Source organism: Rufibacter soli (genome assembly GCF_054781795.1).
On the sequence record NZ_BAAGTS010000002.1, the window covers coordinates 990042 to 1012990 of the forward strand.

The following is a 22949-nucleotide window of genomic DNA, read 5'->3' on the forward strand; positions in this document are numbered from 1 at the left end:
CAGTTTTTCTGAAGTGATTTTTTTGAGAAAAGGAGGCTGTAGTACCTGTAAACAGAGAAAAGAAAGACCGACCTCTCATTGCCTGGCCAGGTATTCTGATTTATATAGGGAATTATAAATTTTAGGCAAGAATTTTGCTTTCGCCTGAACAGGCAGGAAAACTGACGCGTAAGTGCTTAAGGCCTTGGTGCTTGCTTTGGTTCCTCTATTGCTTTGTACCTTAAACAAAACCAAAATGAAATCTTTTCTACAACGCATGGGGGCCCTGGGAGTAGTGGCCTTCTTTTTCTTCGGCCTGCTGGGGGGCGCAGAGGCCCAGGCCCGTCCAGGCGACCGGGTTTCCTTCCGGACGTTCTATGATGAGCTGGAGCCTTACGGCCGTTGGATCAACGATCCCGAGTATGGCTATGTCTGGTCACCTGACGTAGAACGCAATTTCCAGCCCTACGGTACCCGCGGCCACTGGGTCATGACCGATTATGGCAACACGTGGGTCTCTGACTATGACTGGGGCTGGGCGCCGTTTCACTACGGCCGCTGGATGTTTGACGACTACTACGGCTGGCTCTGGATACCCGGAACTGAATGGGGACCGGCTTGGGTGGATTGGCGCCACAGCAACGGCTATTACGGTTGGGCACCCATGGGACCGCGGGTCACTTATATATTGCCTGCTAGCCGTTGGTGCTTTGTGCCGGTGCGCTACATTACCCACCCCCGCATCTATTCTTATTGCGTGCCCAGAACCCAGGTGGTGAATATTTACCACAACACTACCATCATCAACAACTATTATGAGCGCGACAACCGCAAGTATGTCTATGGCCCCAGAAGCCAGGACATTGAGCGCGCCACCAATAGAAAAGTGAACGTGTACCGGGTAGAAAATGACAACCGGGCCGGCCGAACCGCAGTGGCGGAAAACTCCGTACGGATCTACCGCCCAGACATAGACAACAACCGCCGCTCTGAGGCACCCGCCCGCGTAGAAAGCCGCGACAATAGCCTTACCCGCTCGCGGTACGCAGATACCAACACCTCTACCTCCAGAACCGAAAGAAGCAGCGGTTCCATGAATAGCGGCACCGTGCGTAACCATTCAGCGGTGGAAAGCACGCCCGGCAGCACCCGCGGAAGTAGTGAGGTGAATGCGGTAGGCGTAGGCCGAAGCAGAGTAGAGACGTCAAGTGAGCAACGAGCCCCGGACCTGGAGCGCGTGCGCCAGCGGGAAAGCGTACGCAGAATGCCACAGAGTGCCGACTCTGAGGCCCAACCTGAACGCGCCACCCGAGCCGATTATCCAGCCAGAACCCGGGAATCCGAAGTTCGGGAGTCTAGTTCCCGGTCCAGGGTAGAGAGCGCCGCCCCGAGGTCTGAAAGTGGCCCTGTTTACCGCAGTAGCCCTTCTTCTGTGCAAGAGCAACCTCAGTCCCGTAGCCGGCAAATGCCCGCAGCCGCACCAGCCCCCCGGCAGGAGCAGCCCCAAGCGCAGCCAGCGCAACGTTCATCGGGGAGTGAAGGCCCAGCCAGGGACAGACGCCGAACCCGGAATTAACACGTTTTTATTAGAGTAATGAATGATAGGAAAGCCGTGCCTCTTTGGGGTACGGCTTTTTGCTTTACCTCTCCTCTAAAAAGGTCTGAATAGCTTCATTGACCTGGGTGGGTTGTTCGTGGTGCAACCAGTGGGTAGCGCCTTCCAGAAAGACAAGCTGGCCCTTTCTGCAGGTATAAATGCTGGGCTGCGCCATTTCCTCGCCCAGGAACGGGTCTTTCCGGCCCCAAAGCAAAAGGGTAGGCACTTCTATTTTCAATATCTCTCTGTTAGGTGAATAGCGGTAGGCCCGGTACCAGTTAATCATGCTTTCCAGGGCCTTGGGCTGGGCCCAGGCTTCTCTGTAATGAGTCAGTTGCTGGGCGGTAAAAGTGCCAGGCACCGCCGAACCCGCCAGGGACTTCTCCAGGAGTTTGAAATGAAAGGCGCCGGAAAAGAATTCGGGTAGCCAGGGCAACTGGAAAAAGGCAGTGTACCAACTCTTGCGCATTTGCCGGACGTTACTGGAAAAGTGTTTGTTTAAGACCTGCGGGTGGGGCATGTTCAGGATAACCAGTTTCTCCAAGAGGTGAGGGTATTTCTTTGCCAGATTCCAGGCCACGCCACCACCCCAGTCATGCCCCACCAACACCACTTTCCCTTTACTTATTTGCGGAATCAACTCCGCGATGTCTTTGGTAAGTTGGGCCATGGCATAGGCCGCTACGCCTTCTGGTTTGCTACTCAGGTTATATCCCCGCTGGTCAGGGGCTACCGCATGCCAGCCTCTTTCGGCAAAGAATGGAAGCTGCTTCTCCCAGGCATACCAAAACTCCGGAAACCCATGCAGAAACAAGATGGTCCTGGCCTCTGGGTCTCCCGCCTCTAGGGTATGTAATTGGATGCTATTGGAAGAGTAATATGTTTCCTTTATGGCCATGCTTTCGGTAAAGGGTTTTACCGGTTGTACGTGTACAAAGATGACTTTTACTGTTTTGAGCTTGTTTTCTGAAAAACGGCCCCAAAACAGTAACAGCGCAGTTCCTTCTCCCCGAGGGAGAAGGGTAGGATGAGGGGGTATGGTCCCAACTGGAAATACCATTTATATAGAACCACCGCTGCCCCTCACCCTAACCCTCTCCCTGAGGGAGAGGGGATTCGGGCTTTTCGTTTTGAGCCTGTTTTTCAGAAAAGAGGCTTAAAACGGAAACTCCTATTACTCAACAAAAAAAGCCTCAGCCTCACCAACAGGCAAGACCGGGGCCTTTTCAAAAACTCAAGGGAAAATCATGCTACGTGATACATACTACCTGATACGCTTTAAAATAACTGATACTTGGATATCTCCTTAGAAGGCAACTCAGAGTCCCCCATCAAATAGACGTCTATGGCGCGGGCAGCTTCGCGGCCGTCTGAGATGGCCCAGACCACCAGCGATTGCCCGCGGCAGGCATCACCCGCCGAGAAAATACCCGGCACGTTGGTTTGCCAGTCACGAAGTTTAAAGTTGCCGCGGCGGTCGTACTCAAACTGGAAGTTCGCGGAGAAGGCGTCATGCTCCGGGCGCTCATAGCCAATGGCAATAAGGGCTAGGTCACAGGGCAGAATGCGTTCGCTGTTAGGTTTCTCAGTGTACTCACTTTGGTTTTTCCATTCCAGCTCCACCACGCGGAGGCCTTTCACGTTACCGTTTTCGTCCGCGATGAATTCCTTGTTCAGCCAACCGTAGCTCCGCTCGCAGCCTTCTTCATGTGACGAAGAAGAAGAGAACGTCACCGGCAATTCAGGCCAGGGGTTAGAAGGGTGGCGCTCAGAGCTGGGCATGTAGCGGTACTGCAACTGGGTAATTGTTTTGGCAAAATGGCGGTTAGCGGTGCCCACGCAGTCAGAGCCGGTATCGCCGCCGCCAATGACCAGCACGTGCTTGCCTTCGGCATGGATGTCATTTTCCGGGGCAATGGCTACCCCGTCTACCCGGCGGTTGTGCAAGGCCAGGTAATCCATGGCAAAGTGAATACCTTTTAAATGGTTGCCCGGAATAGCGATGGACCTTGGCTTGGAAGACCCGATGGCGAGCAGCACCGCGTCATATTTGCGGTACAGTTTCTTGAGAGTGGTCTCATGGCCAATGCGGCGGTTGTATTTGAACCGGATGCCCTCGGCCTCCAGAATGGCTAACCGGCGGTCAATGGTCCATTTCTCCAGCTTGAAGTCTGGGATGCCGTAGCGTAACAAGCCGCCGGCCTTCTCGTCTTTCTCGTACACGGTCACCTTGTGGCCCGCCTGATTTAACTGGGCGGCGGCAGCCAGCCCGGCCGGGCCAGAGCCCACAATGGCTACTTTCTTGCCGGTGCGGTATTGGGGCGGGTTAGGTTTCACCAAGCCTAGCTCAAACGACTTCTCAGCAATAGACTTCTCTATGTGCTCAATGGCCACGGCCGGTTTGTTGATGGCCAGCACGCAGCTGCTCTCACAGGGGGCAGGGCAGATGCGGCCCGTGAACTCCGGGAAGTTGTTGGTACTGTACATCACGCGCACGGCCCGCTCCCAATCGCCCTCAGAGACCGCATCATTGAAATCCGGGATCAAGTTACCCAGCGGGCAGCCATTGTGGCAGAAAGGAATGCCGCAGTCCATGCAGCGGGTGGCCTGTACTTTGGTTTTCTCTTCCGGGAACGGAAGGTAAATCTCGTTGGAGTCGTTGATGCGGGTTTTAGGGTCGCGGGTGCCAGGCAGCTCGCGGTTGAATTTCAGGAATCCGTCTGCTTTTCCCATTATACCAGTGCGTTTACGGTTTCAGTTTCTTTTACTTGCTGCAGCGCTTTTTTAAGGTCATCCGGCATTACTTTCAGGAAGTGTTGGCAGTGCTGCTCCCAATTGGCCAGGAACTCCTCTGCCAGCACGCTGCCGGTATAAGCCACATGTTCCTGCAACTTCTGCACAATCCAGAGCAGGTCATCGGTGTCTGGTGCCTCCAGGCCAATCATGTCCAGGTTGCACTGCTCCACATGCGCAGGGTCTGGGGCATAGAGGTAGGCCACGCCGCCGCTCATGCCCGCCCCAAAGTTCTTCCCGATCTCACCCAGTACCAATACCTTACCGCCGGTCATATACTCACAGCCATGGTCGCCAATGCCTTCCACCACGGCCTCAGCACCCGAGTTGCGCACGCAGAAGCGCTCTCCGGCCAAGCCGTTAATGTAGACTTTGCCGGCCGTGGCGCCGTAAAGGGCCACATTGCCAATAAGGATATGCTCATGCGGCAGGTACTGGGTGTCTTTGAAGGGCTGCAAAATCAGTTTGCCCCCGGAAAGGCCTTTGCCTAAATAATCATTGGCCTCGCCGTGCAGCCTGAACGTGATGCCCGGCGCCAGAAAGGCCCCGAAGCTTTGGCCCGCCGAGCCGTAGAAGGTGGTTTTGAAGCTGTCTTCGGGTAGGCCGTGCTTCCCGAAGGTTTTGGAAATCTCATACGAGAGCATGGTGCCTACCGCGCGGTCCACGTTAATGATGTGGTACTCCACCTCAGTATTGCCTTTCTTGAGGTCCCTAATCAGTTTCTTGTCCAGCACTTTGCTGATTTCATGGTCCTGCTCAATCTGCTTGTAGGTACCCACATTGCGCGGCACGTACTCCTGGTGCAGGATAGGGGAGAGATCCAGGTTTTTGAGTTTCCAGTGGTTTAAATCGGTCCTGATTCTAAGGATCTGCGACTGACCCACCATTTCATTGATAGTTCTAAAGCCAAGGGAGGCCATAATCTGACGCAGTTCCAGGGCCAGGAAGGTGAACAGGTTTACCACATGGTCTGGGTCGCCGGTGAAAAGCTTACGCAGTTCAGGGTCCTGGGTGGCTACGCCTACTGGGCAGGTGTTGAGGTGGCATTTGCGCATCATTACGCAGCCTTCCACAATGAGGGCGGCGGTGGCTACGCCGTATTCCTCGGCGCCTAACAGGGTGGCCACGGCCAGGTCATAGCCGGTCAGGATCTTGCCGTCGGTCTGCAGGACCACGCGGCTGCGCAGGTTGTTTTTGATAAGCGTCTGGTGCGCCTCGGCAAGGCCGATTTCCCAAGGCAGACCCGTGTGCCGGATGGAGCTCAGCGGACTGGCCCCGGTACCGCCGTCGGCGCCGGAAATCATGATGGCGTCGGCCTTGGCTTTGGCCACGCCCGAGGCGATGGTGCCCACGCCGGCCTCTGCTACCAATTTCACGTTGATGCGCGCCTTGGGGTTGGCGTTCTTCACGTCAAAGATGAGCTGCTTGAGGTCTTCAATGGAGTAGATGTCATGGTGCGGCGGCGGCGAAATCAAACCAACGCCGGGGGTAGAGCAGCGCACGCGGGCAATCCAGTGGTCTACCTTGTGGCCGGGCAACTGACCGCCCTCGCCGGGTTTGGCGCCTTGGGCAATCTTGATCTGGATCTCATCGGCGTTGGCTAGGTAATGGCTGGTCACGCCAAATCTACCGGAGGCCACCTGCTTTACGCGGGAGCGCTCCGAGTCCCCGTTCGCATGCTTGATGTAGCGGGCCTCATCTTCGCCGCCCTCGCCGCTGTTGCTTTTGCCTCCAATGCGGTTCATGGCAATGGCCAGCGTGCTGTGCGCCTCATAGGAGATAGACCCGAAGGACATGGCGCCCGTAGCAAATCGTTTCAGGATAGCAGAAACTGGCTCCACCTCTTCCAGCGGCACCGACTGCCTTTTTCTAAATTCAAACAGGTTACGCAGCGTGATGGTGGACTGCTGGTGCTCGCGTATGGCCTTGGAATACTCTTTATATAGCAAGAAGTCATTGAGGCGGGTTGATTTCTGCAGCAAGTGAATCACCTTGGGCGTGAGCAGGTGCTCCTCGCCATCACGGCGCCACTGGTAGAAACCGCCAGACTCCAGCAGGTTTTCCAGGTCTGGGTACGCACTTTGGTGTTTGGTGAGCGTCTCGCGTTCCAGGTCCTCAAAGTTGAGGCCTTCCAGGCGGTTTACGGTGCCCTTAAAGCATTTCTCAATCACCTCCTGGCCCAGGCCCAGAATCTCAAAAATCTGGGAGCTCTGATACGACTGCAGCGTACTGATGCCCATCTTGGACAGGATTTTCAGCAAGCCGTTATCTACCGCGTAGATGAAGTTCTGGAAATAGTGCGTGTACGGCTGCGCGTTGTCCAGCTTCTGCTGGTCATGCAGGCTCTTGATGGTGTCATAGATAAGGAAGGGGTACACCGCACTGGCGCCGTAGCCAATGATGGTGGCGAAGTGGTGGGTTTCCCAGGCATCGCCGGCCTCGGCTACCAGACCTGCCTTGGTGCGCAGGCGCTTCTCAATTAAATGGTGGTGCACCGCGCCCACCGCCAGCAAGGACGGAATAGCCGCCCGGTCATTCTGAATCTTGCGGTTAGAGATAATCAGTATTTTCTTGCCCGCGCGTACGGCGGCCTCGGCTTCGGCGCAGATGCGGTCAATCTCGCGCTGCAGGTTGCCGGGCTCGCGGGTAGAGAAGGTGGCATCCAGGAGCTCGTGCTCAAAGCCTTCTTCTTTCAAGAAGACCAGTTTCTGGAACTCCACGGGGTCCAGCACGGGCTGAGAGATATGAATCTGGCGGACGTGCAGCTCGCTCTCGTCCAGAATGTTCAAAGATTCGCCCACGCGGGTGAACAGTGACATGACCAACCGCTCTCTTATGGAGTCAATAGGTGGGTTGCTCACCTGCGCGAAGAACTGTTTGAAGTAATTAGATACGTGCTGGCTCTGGCGCGACAAGACCGCCAGCGGCGTATCTGAACCCATACTGCCCACTGGTTCATAGCCCGTGGCGGCCATAGGTTCCACCAGCATTTTCAGGTCTTCGCGGGTGTAGCCGTAGGCCTTCTGGCGCTGCCTTAATTCTTCTGGCGAACAAGGCTGCAACAATACCCGGGGCTCGGGGCGCAGCCGTAGTTTGATGCGGTTTTTCTGGATCCAGTCATAGTAGGGCTTGTCATTGCAGACCAGCGCCTTCACTTCTTCATCCTCAAAGATTCTGCCCTGTGAGATATCTGCCAGTAACATTTTGCCCGGTTGCAAACGGCCGCGCTTGATTACGTCTTTAGGGTCTACGCATAGGGCACCGGCCTCTGAGGCCATGACCAGGCGGCCCTGGCGGGTGAGGCAGTAGCGCACGGGACGCAGGCCGTTGCGGTCCAGGGTGGCGCCAATCTGGGTGCCATCGGTGAAGAAGAGGGCGGCAGGACCATCCCAGGGCTCCATCATGGACGCATGGTACTTGTAGAACGCCTTTTTATAAGGGTCCATGTGCGGGTTGTTCTGCCAGGCCTCAGGCACCAGCATCATCATGACGTGCGGCAACGGGCGGCCAGATAAAGTCAGCAATTCTACCAGGGCATCTAGGTTGGCAGAGTCAGAATCCTCGGGGTTAGTGATAGGAATGAGCCACTGCATTTCCTCTGGCGTGAACAGCGCCGAGGACATGAGCGCCTCCTTGGATTTCATCTTGTTCACGTTCCCCCGGATGGTGTTTATCTCGCCGTTGTGGGCAATGAAGCGGAACGGCTGGGCCAGGCGCCAGTTAGGGAAGGTGTTGGTAGAGAAGCGGGAGTGCACCACAGCTATCGCCGATTTCAACTCAGGGTGGCGCAGGTCATGGTAATAGCGCTCCAGCTGGTCGGTTTTGAGCTGGCCTTTGTAGATGATGGTGCGGGAAGAGAAGGAGGCAATGTAAAAGGTGCCGTTCTCACCGCGCACGCTTTTGCGGGTTTCATTGCTGATAAGGTTGCGCAGCACAAACAGCTTGCGCTCCAGGTCCTCGCCTTTGATAGAGGGGTCAATGGGCTGCACAAACACCTGCTCAATGTAGGGCTCCACGGCCTTGGCGCCGTGGCCGGGTACCTGGCTGTTGACCGGCACCAGGCGGTAACCTATCAGGTTCAGGCGAAGCTTGCGCAGGCAGTTGTTGAGGATCTTGCGGGACTTCTCCCGCACTTCATACACGGCCGGGAAAAAGACCATGCCCACGCCGTAGCTGCCTTCGGGGGGAAGCGTAATGGCAAACTCGGCTAATTCTTTTCTGAAAAACTCATGGGGCAATTGGAGTAGAATACCCGCCCCGTCGCCGGTCTCTGGGTCACTGCCGGTGGCGCCGCGGTGCTCCATGTTCTTGAGCATGGTAAGCGCGTCCTTGACGGTGGCATGGGTCTTCTGCCCATCTAAGTTGACCACACACCCAACGCCGCAAGCGTCATGCTCTAATTCAGGGGTGTACAACCCTTTTTTGTTCTCATCAGCCTGATTCATCTACTTTATGGTAATGGTGGTAGTAGGTTGAATCAGTAATTTGGGTAAATATTGCTAAAGAAACAAGTTAAATATTGTAAAAAATGTAGCGAACAAGCGTTAGGGTTGTTAAAATATTAAAAATAAAACGGTAGAATTTTGAGATTTTCAGTTTGGATTAAAAATTAGGAAAGCATAATATGAAAATGAAAATCTGTCCTTCTTATTTTTTTGGTTGGGTGGAGGCTTGGTAATCTCCTTTAGAAAAGGTGCTTGTTAAATCCTTTTCAGGCAATCCTGTTAGGAAAGGAGACAGGCTGGTTTAGGGCAGTTTTTGGAAAAACGGCTTTAAAACGGAAAATGCTCCGGTAACCTCTATGGCCAGCCTATTTAAGAACTTCCTTTAATTCTGTTGGTCTTTTGCGCGTTCCAACAGGTAAATGAGCACCAGCGCCACCAGGTTCACAGATACAAAGGAGGCCCCTGGCACGTTACCCAAACTGAAATGGAAAGACGACACGGAAAACTGAGCCTTGAACACCCATTCCGCCAGGAAAAACAGACCAACCCCTGCCTTCAGGCCCGCCACGTAACTATAGGCAAATCCTGCCATGCCAATGCTGAAAACCTGCAGCACTTGGTTAGCCAAAGAGAGGTTATAAGCAGCCTTTGTCTTATTTAAGAGCGAGAAACCGCAATAAAGGGAAAAACTGTAGAGCAGGGCGGCTAAGCCCATACCAACCCAGGTGGAAGTGGAAGGACTTTGTAATTGCGGAGCTATTTTGAACAGGAGCCCCAGGCCCACTATTCCTCCGGCCAGTTGGTAAATACCCAACACCTTAGCCAAAGGAGAAGCTGAGTGGGTTTTTGGTTGGTTCTTTTGAGACATAAACGAAATAAAAAGGTAGTAAAAAGCCCCGGCTCAAAGGGCCAGGGCTTTTATAAAGGAAATTTTACAGATGGCTATTCATGGTCATAGTCCACGCCTTTGTAGCGGTCGCGTAACTCGGCTAGGCCTTTCTTGCCATACGCCAAACGGGTGATCACCACAAACAGCACCGGCACAATAAAGATGGCCAGGAACGTAGCGGCCAACATACCGCCAATCACCACCCAGCCAATAGTCTGCCTTGACACGGCACCCGCTCCGGAAGCCAGCACCAAAGGCACTACCCCCAGAATAAAGGCCAGGGATGTCATGATAATAGGGCGCAGGCGCAGCCGTACCGCGTCTATGGTGGCCTCTATCAGTTCCATGCCATGGTCTACCCGCTCTTTGGCAAACTCCACAATCAAAATGGCGTTTTTAGCGGCCAGACCAATCAAGGTGATCATCCCAATTTGGGCATACACGTTGTTATCTAGTTTAGGCAGGAAAGTGAGCGCCAGAATAGCTCCAAACATGCCCAACGGAATGGCAAACAGAATAGAGAACGGTACGCTCCAGCTTTCATACAAGGCTGCTAGCAAGAGCAGCACCAGCACAATAGACAAGGCAAAGATATAGATGGTGCTATTGCCGGCGGCTAGCTCCTCGCGGCTCAGACCTGAGAAGTCATAGCCGTAACCGGCCGGCAGCGTCTGGGCCGCCACTTCCTCCAGGGCCTTCAGGGCTTGCCCACTGCTATAACCCGGGGCAGCGCTTCCAGAAATATCAATGGACCGGAATAGGTTGTAATGCGAGATTACGGCGGGATTCTCTACAACCTTGGTACTCACCACTGCGCTCAACGGTACCGGTTCTCCCTGGCGGTTCAGTACATAGAACTGGCCTAGAGATTTGATATCCATTCTGTAGGCAGTATCTGCCTGGGCCACTACCCTAAAGTTACGGCCGTAGCGGGTAAAGTCATTGATGTACCGGCTACCCATATACGATGACATGGTAGAGAAAACATCAGTCAGGTTGAGGCCCAGTTTCTTCACTTTCTCGCGGTCCACATCTACCTGGTAGCCCGGCGTACGCGTGTTGAAGAAGCTGTAGGCCATGGCAATCTCGGGACGCTGGTTGGCGGCTCCTAAAAACTGGCCCATCACCTTTTCCATCTCCTTGATATCTCCGGCGGTGCGTTGCTGCAAGACAAAACTAAAACCACCCGACTGACCAAGGCCCGGAATAGCCGGCGGGGCCACCACAATGATGTTCGCTTCCTTGATAACGGCAAACCGCTGGTTCAGCTCGGCTATCACGCCCTGCAGCTTCATGGATTCCTCCTTCCGGTCATCCCAGGGGTGCATCTGCACAAAGAAGGTACCGCTGTTAGACTTAAAAGAGAAGTTGATGGCGTTCAATCCAGAGATGGAAGTGGCATTCTTGATGGCTTTCACTTCGCCAATGATACCCGCCATCTGCTCCAAAATGGCCTGCGTTCTGTTACCTGATGACCCCTCTGGTAATTCCACTGAAATAAACAGGCGCCCTTCGTCCTCAGTAGGAATAAAGCCAGTTGGTTTAGTGGCGAAAAGACCCACGGTGCCCACGTAAATACAGGCCAGCAAGATCAAGGCCAAGGGGGCGGCCTTAATGCTTTTTCGTACCCCAGTTGTGTAGGAAGAGGTGGTGCGGGCAAACCAATTGTTGAACCGGTAGAAGAACTTGTTCAGGCCCCTGGATTCCTGGTTCACGTTCATGGGTCGCAGCATTATGGAGCACAGCGCCGGCGTCAAGGTCAAGGCCACAAACGCCGAGATCAATACCGAGATGGCAATGGTAATGGCAAACTGCTGGTACAGCCGGCCCACAATACCCGGTATAAAGCCCACCGGAATAAATACCGCCGCCAGAATCAAGGCAATGGCAATTACCGGAGCCGTGATGTCCTTCATGGCCTTGCGGGTGGCCTCCTTCGCCGAGAGGCGCTCATGGTCAATGTAATGCTGCACAGCCTCCACTACCACAATGGCATCATCTACCACAATACCAATGGCCAGCACAAACCCGAACAGAGTTAAGGTGTTAATGGTAAAGCCCAGCGGGATAAAGAAGATGAACGTACCAATAATGGAAACCGGTATGGCTAACACCGGCACCAGCGTGGCCCGCCAGCTTTGCAGAAACAGGAAAACCACAATAATCACCAGCACCAAGGCCTCCAGCAAGGTGGTCACCACCTCTTTAATGGAAACCTCTACCACCGTCACAGACTCAAAAGAGACAATGTAGTCCACATCGGCGGGGAAGGTTTTCTTCATCTCGGCTAATGCCTCATAGATTCCTTCTGCCGTGTCTACGGCGTTAGAGCCCGGGGCCTGGTAAATGAGCATCATGGCGGCCGGCTTGCCGTTAATGGTAGCCTGCCGGCCGTAGTCAAACTGCCCGAACTCCACGCGGGCAACATCTTTCAAATACACCAAAGAACCATCCGCAGGGTTGGTCCTGATGATCACATTCTCAAACTGCTCTTTGGAAGACAAGCGGCCGCTCACGGTAATAGGGTACTGAAACGCCTGCGTGTTGTACTGCGGCCTGGCGCCTACGGTACCGGCGGCTACCTGCATGTTCTGTTCCTGAATGGCCGCCACCACCTGGTTGGCGTTCATGTTGTACTGGGCCAGTTGGTCTGGCTTCAGCCACAGACGCATACTGAAGTCCTGGCCAATGGCGGTCACGTCACCCACACCCTTCACCCGCAGCAAGGCATCCTTTACATAGATGTTGGTGTAGTTGTCCAGGTACTGGATGTCATGGGTTTTCTTAGGGGAGTAAATGCCTACCACCATTAAAATACTGGGGTTCCGCTTGCGTACGGTCACGCCAAGGCGGCGAACCTCTTCGGGCAGGCTGGGCTCTGCCACGCTGGCACGGTTCTGCACGTCCAGGGTGGCAATGTTAATGTCCGTGCCTACTTCAAAGGTCACGGTCATGTTCATCTGGCCGGTACTGGTATTGGTAGAGGTCAGATAAGCCATGCCCGGCGTACCGTTGATCTGGGTTTCAATGGGCGTGGCCACCGTCTGCTCCACCGTCTGGGCATCGGCGCCGGTATAGTTAGCCGATACAGATACAGTGGGCGGTGAGATGTCTGGGTACTGGGTGACGGGCAAGCTTAACATGGCCAGCGTACCTACCAACACAATCACTATGGAAATGACAATGGAGGTAACGGGCCTTCTTATAAATACTTCTGATATCATACTCTTCCTGAAAAAGCTCTTTTAAGAATGAATTTAGCGGGCACCGGCGGCCGGGGCGTTTCCTGCGGCTGGGGCACCCACCTGCACTTTTGCTCCCTGGCGCAGTTTCTGAATTCCTTCCACTACAATCACCTGACCGGGGTTTAACCCCTTGCGGGCCACAATCTTGTCCTGGAACCTGGTGCCCAGCTTGATGTTCTGCTGTTGCACCGAGTCTCCCTGCACCACATAGACAAAGTATTCGCCTAGCTGCTCCGTCACGGCTTTGTAAGGCAGCGTCACTTGCTGGCCTATGTCCTGGTTGAGCACATTCACGCTTACGGTCATGCCAGACACCAACTGGCGGTCAGGGTTGGGGAAACTCACGCGCACGGTAATGGTACCCGTCTGGTTGCCAATGGCCCGGTCAATAGCGCTCAACTTGCCAACGTGCTGGTATTTAGAGCCATCTGAAAAGGTTAGCGTGAAAAGGGAATCTGGCTGGGGGCCTTTCTGCAGGCGCGTAAAACGGGGCAGTTCAGCCTCATTGATCACAAAATCTACGGCGGTGGGGCCATCTGAGGAGATGGTATTCAGCAGCGTCTGGCCCGGGCTCACCTGTGACCCTATGCGCACCTGCGAGATGCCAATGGTGCCAGAGAAGGGCGCGTTGATGATGGAATACCCCAGGTCTGTAGAGGCGCTGGCCACCTGGGAGCGGGCTACGGCTACCTGGGCACGGGCAGTCTCCACATCGGCGCGGGCGTAGTCTACGCGCTGGCGGGCAATGGCGTCTTGCTTGGCCAGGTTCTCATAGCGTTCCAGGTCTTTCTGCACCCGGTTTAAATTGGCCTGGGCGCTGCGCACCTGCGCCTGGGCCTGGTTATAGGCGGCCTGGTACTTGGTGCGGTCAATCTCATACAGCTTCTGGCCTTTGGTCACGCGTTGGCCGTCTTTCACAAATATCTGGGTAATGTAGCCACTTACCTGCGGGCGAAGTTCCACCTCGCTTAAGGGCACCACCGTGCCGGGGTAGGTGTCAGTGCCCACCACGTGCTCCTGGGTCACGGTGTACGTATTCACAGGCACGGGGCCCGCCGCCATGGGGTTAGGACCGCCAGCCTCCTTCTTTCCGCAGGAAGAAAAGAGCAGGGCAGAGGCGAAGAAGGCAAAGGCCAGGGGAGAAAGATTTTTTTTCATATGGGTGGGTTTCGGCTTATTCATTGACAGCAATAGTGCCTAGGGCACGTTGAACATCTAGTTTACTGGCCAGCACGTTGTACAGGGCGTTGTAATAATTGAGTTGCGCGGTGCGCAGATCGGTCTCCGCAATAATCAGGTCCAGATAGGTTTTAATGCCTTCGTTGTACTGCAGCTTAAGGATGTTATAGACTTCCTCGGCTAATTTTACATTTTCCTGCAAGGTGAGCCAGTCCTGGAAATCACTCTTGTAGTTGGCCAGGGCACGCTGGTATTCGGTATTGATGCGGCGTTGCACACCCAGTAATTCCACGTCAAGGCTTTGTTCCTGCAGCTGGGAGATGCGCACGTTCTGCAGCCTTCTGCCACCCTGGAAAAGCGGGATGCCTACCTGCAGGCCCACCGCCGAGGTAGGGTAGGATTGGCGGTAGAGGTCTGAAAAGCTGGAGCTGAAGAAGGTAGGGTTGTAGTTGGCAAACACCGAGGCGGTGGGCAGGAAGGCCCAACGGTAGTAGCGCGTATTCAGGCCCTGGATCTGGCGCTGGTTCTGGATCTGCTGGTACTCTACCCTGTTGGCAAAGGTGACCTGCTGCGTAGTGTCCAGGTAAATGTTCTGCTGCATCTGCTGGTAGTCATAGGCGAGGGTGAGAGGCTGGCCCAGAGGTAAACCCATCAGTTCCTGCAGCACGGCGGTGCTGGCCTTGATGGCCTCCTGGGTTCTCTTGCGGTCAGCTTTAATGCTGTTTAGGGTGATAGAGGCGCGTTGGTAGTCGGTTTTATCTACCAGGCCCTGCTCATATTGGGCCCTGGCGTCTTTGTACTGTTTTTCCTGGCGCTGAATGTTCTCCTGCAGAATGCGCAACTGTTCCTGGCTGAGCAGAATGTTGTAAAACGCCTTGCTCACCTCTACCACGGTATTTATTTTGGTGGCCTGGGTGCTTTGGTCCAAAGCGAGGCGGGTGAAGCGGGCGGCCCTGGAGGCCAGCAATAGGTCATTGCTGTACAAGGTTTGGTTGGCCTGAAAGTTAATGTTAGAGGTATATTTCTGCCCCAGGGTCACTACCTGGTCCCCAAACACGCTCTGCTGCCGCTTGATGTTATGCGACAAGGCGTAATTAGCAGATACCTGCGGCAACCAGCCAGCCAGCTGCGCCTTAATCTGGCTTTCGCCGATTTCCTCCTGCAATTGCGCCTGCTGCACCTCTGCCTGGTTTTTGAGGGCATACTCTACGCATTCCTGCAACGTTAGCCGCTGTGCGGTACTGTCTTGAGTCACCTGGGCCTTTCCTGCCAGCGGAGCCAAGAGGCAGCTCAGCAGCAAAGTCTTCAGATAAGTAGTTTTTTTCATATGTACGGGGAAAGGGTAAGCAATAAGTGTTTGGCCGGGAGATGGTTAGAGTTTACGGACGCTGTCCCAAATCATCTGTGCCAATTGCGTAAATTCTTTGTCTGTGAGGTGCGCTTTTCCGGTGAGGTGCACCTTGGCTGCCGTCATGATGCTGCTATGGATCATAATGGAAAGTAGTTGGGGTGAGACGTCTCTGAGGATGCCGAATTGGTTGCCCTTCTCAATGAACTCCTGAATCTCGTTCTGGAACTGCTCATTTTGCTGGGTGCAGCGCGGGTAGTAAGGCGAATTCACAAACTGCTCCAGAAAGAACAACACCGCCGGGTGGGCTATGTAAAACTGGCAGCGGTTGGTCCAGCGCCGGAAAAAGCTCTCCTTAAAATCAAGTTCGGTTTTAAGGTCTTGCTGCAGGGTTTTCTGCATCTGGCGCTGCACATAGGCATACAGCTCCAGCATGAGCGTGTCTTTGCTGTCAAAGTAATGGTAAATGGTACCGGCCGCCACGCCTGCCTCCTTGGCCACCATGCTCATGGGCGTGCCATGAAACCCGTTCTCTTTAATCAGTTTGAGGGTACTCTCCAGAATCGCTTTTTTCTTCTCCGCTAAATTCTCCACCAGCTTTTTTGGTTCTATTGAACGTTCATTCGGGAGGCAAAGTAAGGGCTAAAAATCAGGACAGGCCAGTTGAAAATGCCTTTAAAAGAAGGGAGAAAATCCCTGGCACCAAAAATAAGGTATGCAAGCGGCTGGCATTTAGGTGATTGCAAAAGGAGGGAGCGGGGTGGTTTCTTTTGGGAAACCCATTGAAAAGCCCGCGCCGTTTCAGGGGTGTTTTTGTAAAAACACCCCTGAAACGGAATTCTTACCTCGACCTCTGGGCCAGAATATGCTGGATGATTTTAGGGGCATGGTCTCGGGAATTCTCAATGAACCACAAATGCGTATCCATTCCGCCGCAGACCACGCCAGCCAGGTAGAGGCCAGGTTGATTGGTTTCCATGGTGGCGGGGTTGTGCTGGGGGTACAGCTTGTCATCTGCAGACAGTTGTACGCCAAACCTGCGCAGCAACTCAAAATTGGGCTTGTACCCGGTGAGCGCCAGCACAAAATCATTGGCCAGGGTGATTGGCCCTTCAGGGGTCTGAATGTCTACCTCGCCGGGCCTGACGGCCGTGAGGCTGGAATTGAAGTAGGCCTGAATGCTGCCTTCTTTGATGCGGTTCTCAATGTCAGGGCGCACCCAGTACTTTACTCGCCTGCCAATTTCCGGGCCCCGCACCACCATGGTCACCTGGGCGCCTTTGCGGTACGTCTCCAGCGCGGCGTCTACAGATGAATTGCTGGCACCCACCACTACTACTTTTTGCAGGGCGTAATAATGCGGGTCCTGGTAATAATGCGTCACCTGAGGCAATTCTTCGCCGGGGATGTCCATGAGCGCGGGTAGGTCATAGAAACCGGTAGAGACAATGACGTTTTTGGCCTGGTAAGTACCTTTGGAGGTCTGCACTAAAAATTTCTCCTCCAGCTTTTCTACGTGTTGTACCTCCTCAAACAGCTGCACGTTCAGGTTGAATTTAAGGGTGACACGCCGGTAATATTCAAGGGCCTCGGCGCGGCGCGGTTTGGGATTATCTGAGATAAAGGGTACGCCGCCAATTTCCAACTTCTCTGAGGTAGAGAAGAAGGTCATGGTCTGCGGATAGTTGTAGAGCGAGTTCACCAGGCAGCCTTTCTCTAGGATCACATACGTCAATCCTGCCTGCTGCGCCTCAATACCACAGGCCAAGCCGATGGGCCCGGCCCCAATGATCACTATATCTACTCCTTCACTGCTACTCATACCGCAAATCTACGAAAGCTACTGGTGGAAGGTAAGGAAGTGGGTGGTTTTGCTTTCGCTTATAATGTGATTTGCTTTTTCCTGACGCCGTTGGTGTTCCTAGGGGCCAACGGCCAAGATCGCCTTCCCGCCGTTGTTGGTGTCCTCACCGACAACTAAGACTCCCTCTCTCTTGCTATAAACTTGTGCACGCCTTCCCGCTTCCTGCTGGCGTGGTGAGCGCTGTCGCCTTAAGTCCTTATGCTTGATTGTTTCATGGTTTCCCTCCGAGCGCTCACGGCCGTGGGGCCCCGTCTTTCCCCCTCGCACTGCCCTTGCGGCCGGGTTGCAGTTCTCTCTTAGTTAAGCCATTGCAGGGCAACAAGCGAGGCGCTCGAAGTAAAGACTGGAACTGGGAAATGCGTGGATATACTGTTATTCATTGTCAGCTTTAGGTTGTCGCGTTTTAGGCACGTTTTTCCAAAAACAGGCTCAAAACGCAATTCTGCCCAACAATTCTATATACCGGTTACTAAAGCGCAGACTCCCCCCTTGAGGGGGGCGAAGGGGGGTGTTTACACAGGAGAAAACATCCCATATTTCAAGTTCCCAACTTCCCTTAGGCAAAAGTATCACCCAAATATTGTACCCTGTTGAAGGAGTATGACTGGGGCAGCGGTTGTATGAGGGAGCCTCTTCTACCTGGCAACTTTTTCCCCTTAACCCCTTGCCTTCTTTGGCAGGGAGCAGGCAATTGTCCTTTGTGTTTTGAGGGTGTTTTTTAGAAAACAGGCTCAAAGAGAGGTTGGGTTCTATCTTTGTGGTATCGGGTGTTAAGGCCGGGGCGTCGTTCAAATTGATAATCAGGGTAGGGTTTTTGGCGTTCTAAGCTGTTTTGAGCCTGTTTTTCTAAAAACAGGCCTAAAACGGATTAAGCCTATCTTCAAATTTTTCGTACAGCAGGGGCATGAACAATAAGGCAAGAGAGCTTCGGTCTTTCTTCTACAGTCAGAATTTTTATGACGGCATCCGGACAACCATTGGGGTCCTGATTCCTTCTTTGGGGATGGCCTACTTGGGGCATCTACCTTGGGGAATTGCTATGTCATTGGGGGCCATTGGGGCCAGCTTGGCAGATTCGCCGGGGCCGGTGGTGCACAAACGGAACGGCATGCTGGCTTGTATTGCCCTCTGTACCGTGGTAGCGGTACTAACGGGGTTTGCGCGCATGAACGCGGTTACGCTGGGCCTGGAAATTCTGGTATTGAGTTTCTGCTGCTCCATGTTGCAGGTGTATGGCATGCGGGCCTCGCTTATCGGGTTGGCGGCCCTTCTGGTCCTTATCCTGACCATGGACCATGAAATGGCCCCAGACCAGGTGTTTGGCTACGGGTTACTAATCATGGTGGGCGGGGTATGGTACCTGCTGCTCAGTCTGCTATCATTCCAAATGATGCCCTACCGGCCCGCCCAGCAAGCTTTGGGGGAATGTATACGGGAAGTGGCCAGGTTTCTCAGCATCAAGGCATCGTTTTACCGCCCGCAGGCCAACCTGGAAGACGAATACCGGCGGCTGGTAACGCAGCAGATAGTGGTGAGCGAAAAGCAGGATGCCGTTCGGGAGCTACTGTTCAAGAGCCGGCAGATTGTGCGTGAATCTACAGATACTGGTCGGGGCCTGGTGATGACTTTTGTAGACCTGGTGGATTTATACGAGCAGATCACCGCCATTCACTATGATTATACCACCATCCGGGAAAAGTTTGGGCCTACCGGCGTCCTGGACAGGATTTCTGGGGTCATTGACCTGCTGGCCCAAGAACTGGATAACATGGGGCTTGCCATTCAGGGCAACCTGCGGCCCACCTCCCAGGTGCACCTCACCCAGCAACTGGAAGAACTCAAAACCTACCTGGACGCGGTGGCCCGGCAAGAGCCCGGGGAAAGCACGCTGGTGCTTAAGAAGATTTATATCAACCTACGGGTCATCGCGCAGCGGCTAGCCGATATTCTGTCTTACGCCCACGCCAAAGACGCGCAGAAGATAAGCAAGGAGCGGGGGCTTGAGTTTGGGCTGTTTGTGACCCGGCAAAAGCTGGACCCTGGTATTTTCCTGAACAACCTCACGCTCAACTCCTCTATCTTCCGGTTTTCAGTAAGGGTGGCGCTGGTGGCTTTGTTTGCTTACACGCTCACTAAATTGGTGCCATACGGGCAGCACAGTTATTGGGTGCTGCTCACGGTGGTCTTTATTCTCAAGCCGGCCTTCAGCCTAACCAAGCAACGCAATTACCAGCGCGTCATAGGCACATTGGTGGGCGGAGTGCTAGGGTTGGCGGTGCTGTATCTAGTGAAGAATGACACGGTGTTGTTCCTTTTCCTGCTGGTGTTCATGACCGGATTTTACAGTGTGCAGCGGGTCAATTACGTGCTGAGCGTAGTGCTCATGACTCCCTTCATGCTTATCCTTTTCAAGTTTCTGGGCGGTGGCGGCTTTGCCCTGCTGGAAGAGCGGGTAGTAGACACGGTAGTGGGCTGCGGAATCGCGTTTGCGGCCACCTATCTTATTTTCCCTAACTGGGAGTCTGAGCACCTGGGCAAGTTTCAGGTGGGGGTACTCAAGGCCAACCTGAAGTACCTGCAGGTGCTGGCAGACGGCCTGGCCGGGAAAACCGTCACCGAGCTGCAGTATAAACTGGCTCGCAAAGAGGTGTATGTACAGGCAGCCAACCTGTCGGCGGCCTTCCAGCGCATGGTGGGGGAGCCCAAAAGCAAGCAGTTGAACAGCAAGCTGGTGTATGAGTTCGTGGTCCTGAACCATGTGCTGTCCTCTTATATTGCCACCATTGCCTCAGACAAAAAGAAATTAACCCCAGTGCTGCAGCCCCGGGTGTTTTTAAAGTCAGTGCGCCGGGCCATTCACTCGCTGGTAGAGGCCATCCGGCAACTGGACCCGGCGTTTGAGTATTCAGTGCAGGAAACAGCGCCTCAACCAGAAACCACTGTACCGACTCCGTTGTCAAAAGAGGAGCAGCTGCTGGCCGAGCAATTGGAATTCATACGGAAAGTATGCGCAGATATTCTGAAGCTGAACCCCACCGGGCCCATCACCCTTAAGGAGTAAAAAATGGCATGTTAGTACAAGCAAATCCGTTTCCTGTGCCAGGGGATATTTACTGCAGGTTGGCGGAAGGGCACTTCGGGAAAGAGAAGCGGATTGTAATGTAGTGAGTTTTGAAAATTGTGGGTTATACTTTTATTATGTAGGTACATTAAATTGGCTGCCGCAGCCTGAACTAGCCCAAGAGGCCTGCGTATAAAAGCTAGCTTCAGGGCGAAGTAACCTTAATCCCAAATCTCAAAACTATGGCAAATGTAAAATGGGCAGTAGACCCCACCCACAGTGAAGTTCAGTTCAAGGTAAAGCACTTGATGATCACTACCGTAACGGGTTATTTCAAGAAATTCAACCTGGAGGTGGAAACAGAAAATGATGATTTCTCCACGGCCTCCCGCATTCTGTTCACCGCCGACGTGGATTCTATTGATACCAACAATGAACAACGGGACACGCACCTGAAATCGGCAGATTTCTTTGATTCTGACAACCATGGGGAGATTAAGTTTGAGGGAAAACGCTACGAGAAGACCGGACAAGAGTCTGCCAAACTACACGGTGACCTTACCATTAGAGGCACTACCAAACCTGTTACCGTTGATGTGGAGTTTGGCGGCATTGTGGTAGACCCTTATGGTCAGACCAAGGCCGGCTTTACTGTGTCAGGCAAGATTAGCCGCAAAGAATTTGGCCTCACCTGGAACGCCGTAACTGAGGCCGGCAGCGTGGTGGTAAGTGATGATATCCGGCTCCTGGCCGAGATCCAATTGGTGAAACAGGCTTAACCACCTTTTTGCTCCATAACAAAAGCCCGGCACCTTTTTTGGTGTTGGGCTTTCTTATTTTTAAGATCTAAGAAGCCTCTTTTAAGAATTGTACGGTAATTTGTATTAATCTATGAAAACATTGGTATTGTGTTTATTTGATAAAATCCTTAACCTTGGGATACTATATGCGTAATGATACAGTTTAGTGTGTGAGATAGTATTTTAAGAGGCAGAAAGTTCAACAGAGTAAGCGTGGTTTCCCCTATATGAATAATTCTTTTGGTATAGACATTATCCCTGATAATGAAACAGATAGATTAAATAAGTTATACAATTACCAGATTATAGAGTCAGAGACAGAAGGTACCTTCAAGCATATTGCTGCCCTGGCCGCCCATATTTTCAAAGTTCCTATTGCCCTGGTCTCTTTTGTAGACAGCGGTAAAGTCTGGTTTAAAGGAAATGTGGGCATGGAAGGCATAAAAGGGGTAGACCGGGGCGTTAGTCTATGTTCACTTTCCATCCTTAATGATGATGCCACCGTTTTCAGGAATGCATTGGAGGAAAAGTGCCTGTTGGCCAATCCTTTAGTGGCCGGTGAGTTCGGGCTTAGGTTTTACGCCGCGGTTCCGCTGCGCACCCATGATGGATTTAACCTGGGTTCTGTCTGCCTGGTAGACAAAGTAGCCCGTGAATTTACCCCAGAAGACCAGATTACCCTGGAATACATGGCCAAATTGGTGATGGATGAACTGGAACTCTGGAAATGTAAGCTATACCTGGAAAATAAAACCAATTAAGTACCCAACGTAAGGCTGGGTTGAGTGAGAAGCAAACCGGTTTTTGGGAGACAGGCTTTGCCTAATAGCGGAAATAAAAAAGAGGTGGGGTGACCAGGCCTAGATGCGTTTTGGGCCTGTTTTCCTGAAAACAGCTTTAAAACAGGAGGAGTTTTACCGGGTATTATGGGAAGAAGTTTACGGTTGGGGATTATTGAAACGGAAGCCCAAACTTTACGCCCAAAGAGATATGGGGCCGCCAAAAGGTACCTTCTTGTCTATCAATGGGCGGGAAACTGATATCTGTAGGTTCATCATAGATACCCTCTACTTCACCTGTGGTTTGGCGGTGCCTGATGGACATGTACCTCACGCCAATGCCTATGAATTTGTCTATCACTACTTTTCTGTACCTGGTCTCTTTCCCGTATTTGAGGCTGGCTACCCACACCTTTCTGTTAATGTAGGAATACGCATACATATAAGAGGCAGATTCTTTGTGAATCCAATCGTTCTCCTTGCTGTACTCCTGCGGGAAATACATGCCTTCCACAGAAAGGTAGGGGAACACCCGGGACAAAGTAGCCTGGTTTTGTCTGCCCAGAAAATACTTAATCTCAACCTTGGTTTTGGAGTAGCGTTGGTTTTGCCGCTCGTTTTCCCGTTCCATGAGTTTCTTCACGGCAAAAGACTTAAACCCATGATCAAGGGATAAAGAAAAGCGATCACTTAACTGCTTCTGAGCACCCACCTGCAGTACTGCCGTAACAGGGTCAAAGAAATTCAAAGGTGCCAGGTGCACTCTCATCCTTTCTACCGCCGGCTCCTGGAGATGGTCCTGGCTGAATACCCTGTTAGGTACAAACAGCAGCAGAGCCAGCATAAATGTCAAACCAGTCCTTTTCATAGTCTTGTGGTATCAGTACCAGTAAGATAACTAATATCCTCACAAATCATCCGCAGGTTTTCTATGGTTCTGGCAGATCTGGTTCAGGGCAAGTGCGTTTTT

Annotated in this window: 14 protein-coding genes; 4 read left to right on the forward strand and 10 right to left on the reverse strand. The window is 53.1% G+C overall.

Features of this window, described 5'->3' with window-relative positions:
* Positions 1-235: 235 nt before the first annotated feature.
* The gene (locus tag ACYVJQ_RS06155; protein WP_460892190.1) at positions 236-1555 is read left to right on the forward strand and encodes a DUF6600 domain-containing protein; all 1320 of its coding nucleotides are present in this window, start codon (positions 236-238) and stop codon (positions 1553-1555) included.
* Between the two features lie 64 nt (positions 1556-1619).
* On the opposite strand, the gene ACYVJQ_RS06160 is transcribed toward ACYVJQ_RS06155, so the two are convergent.
* The 9 genes from ACYVJQ_RS06160 to ACYVJQ_RS06200 all read right to left on the reverse strand — a co-directional run bounded on the left by ACYVJQ_RS06160 (position 1620) and on the right by ACYVJQ_RS06200 (position 17297).
* Entirely contained in the window at positions 1620-2474 is an 855-nt protein-coding gene (locus ACYVJQ_RS06160; RefSeq protein ID WP_460892191.1) for an alpha/beta fold hydrolase, read from the reverse strand.
* 380 nt (positions 2475-2854) lie between these two features.
* The gene (locus tag ACYVJQ_RS06165) at positions 2855-4309 is read right to left on the reverse strand and encodes a glutamate synthase subunit beta (protein WP_460892192.1); all 1455 of its coding nucleotides are present in this window, start codon (positions 4307-4309) and stop codon (positions 2855-2857) included.
* A complete protein-coding gene (gene gltB, locus ACYVJQ_RS06170) occupies positions 4309-8814 on the reverse strand; it encodes a glutamate synthase large subunit (protein WP_460892193.1) in 4506 nt (1501 codons plus the stop codon). The genes ACYVJQ_RS06165 and gltB overlap by 1 nt, the downstream gene beginning before the upstream one ends.
* Positions 8815-9196: 382 nt before the next feature.
* Complete coding sequence (locus ACYVJQ_RS06175; RefSeq protein WP_460892194.1) at positions 9197-9682, reverse strand: hypothetical protein; 486 nt, start codon at positions 9680-9682, stop codon at positions 9197-9199.
* Positions 9683-9756: 74 nt separating this feature from the next.
* Entirely contained in the window at positions 9757-12927 is a 3171-nt protein-coding gene (locus tag ACYVJQ_RS06180; RefSeq protein ID WP_460892195.1) for an efflux RND transporter permease subunit, read from the reverse strand.
* 33 nt (positions 12928-12960) lie between these two features.
* A complete protein-coding gene (locus tag ACYVJQ_RS06185) occupies positions 12961-14106 on the reverse strand; it encodes an efflux RND transporter periplasmic adaptor subunit (protein WP_460892196.1) in 1146 nt (381 codons plus the stop codon).
* A 16-nt stretch (positions 14107-14122) separates the two neighbouring features.
* Positions 14123-15454 (reverse strand): TolC family protein, encoded by a 1332-nt coding sequence (locus ACYVJQ_RS06190; RefSeq protein ID WP_460892197.1) that lies wholly within the window; start codon positions 15452-15454, stop codon positions 14123-14125.
* Between the two features lie 45 nt (positions 15455-15499).
* Complete coding sequence (locus ACYVJQ_RS06195) at positions 15500-16069, reverse strand: TetR/AcrR family transcriptional regulator (protein ID WP_460892198.1); 570 nt, start codon at positions 16067-16069, stop codon at positions 15500-15502.
* 247 nt (positions 16070-16316) lie between these two features.
* Positions 16317-17297: a YpdA family putative bacillithiol disulfide reductase gene (locus ACYVJQ_RS06200; RefSeq protein WP_460892199.1), complete on the reverse strand. Its 981-nt coding sequence runs from the start codon at positions 17295-17297 to the stop codon at positions 16317-16319.
* Between the two features lie 946 nt (positions 17298-18243).
* On the opposite strand from ACYVJQ_RS06200, the gene ACYVJQ_RS06205 reads away from it, so the two are divergent.
* From ACYVJQ_RS06205 to ACYVJQ_RS06215, 3 genes are all read left to right on the forward strand, one after another.
* Positions 18244-20400: an FUSC family membrane protein gene (locus tag ACYVJQ_RS06205; protein WP_460892200.1), complete on the forward strand. Its 2157-nt coding sequence runs from the start codon at positions 18244-18246 to the stop codon at positions 20398-20400.
* Positions 20401-20642: 242 nt separating this feature from the next.
* Positions 20643-21179, forward strand: coding sequence for a YceI family protein (locus ACYVJQ_RS06210; RefSeq protein ID WP_460892201.1), 537 nt, complete (start codon positions 20643-20645; stop codon positions 21177-21179).
* Positions 21180-21427: 248 nt separating this feature from the next.
* Positions 21428-21961 (forward strand): GAF domain-containing protein, encoded by a 534-nt coding sequence (locus ACYVJQ_RS06215; RefSeq protein ID WP_460892202.1) that lies wholly within the window; start codon positions 21428-21430, stop codon positions 21959-21961.
* Between the two features lie 190 nt (positions 21962-22151).
* Here ACYVJQ_RS06215 and ACYVJQ_RS06220 read toward each other — a convergent pair whose 3' ends face one another.
* Positions 22152-22847 carry a hypothetical protein gene (locus ACYVJQ_RS06220; protein WP_460892203.1) on the reverse strand — a complete coding sequence of 232 codons (696 nt, stop codon included), beginning with the start codon at positions 22845-22847 and terminating at the stop codon, positions 22152-22154.
* Between the last annotated feature and the right edge of the window lie 102 nt (positions 22848-22949).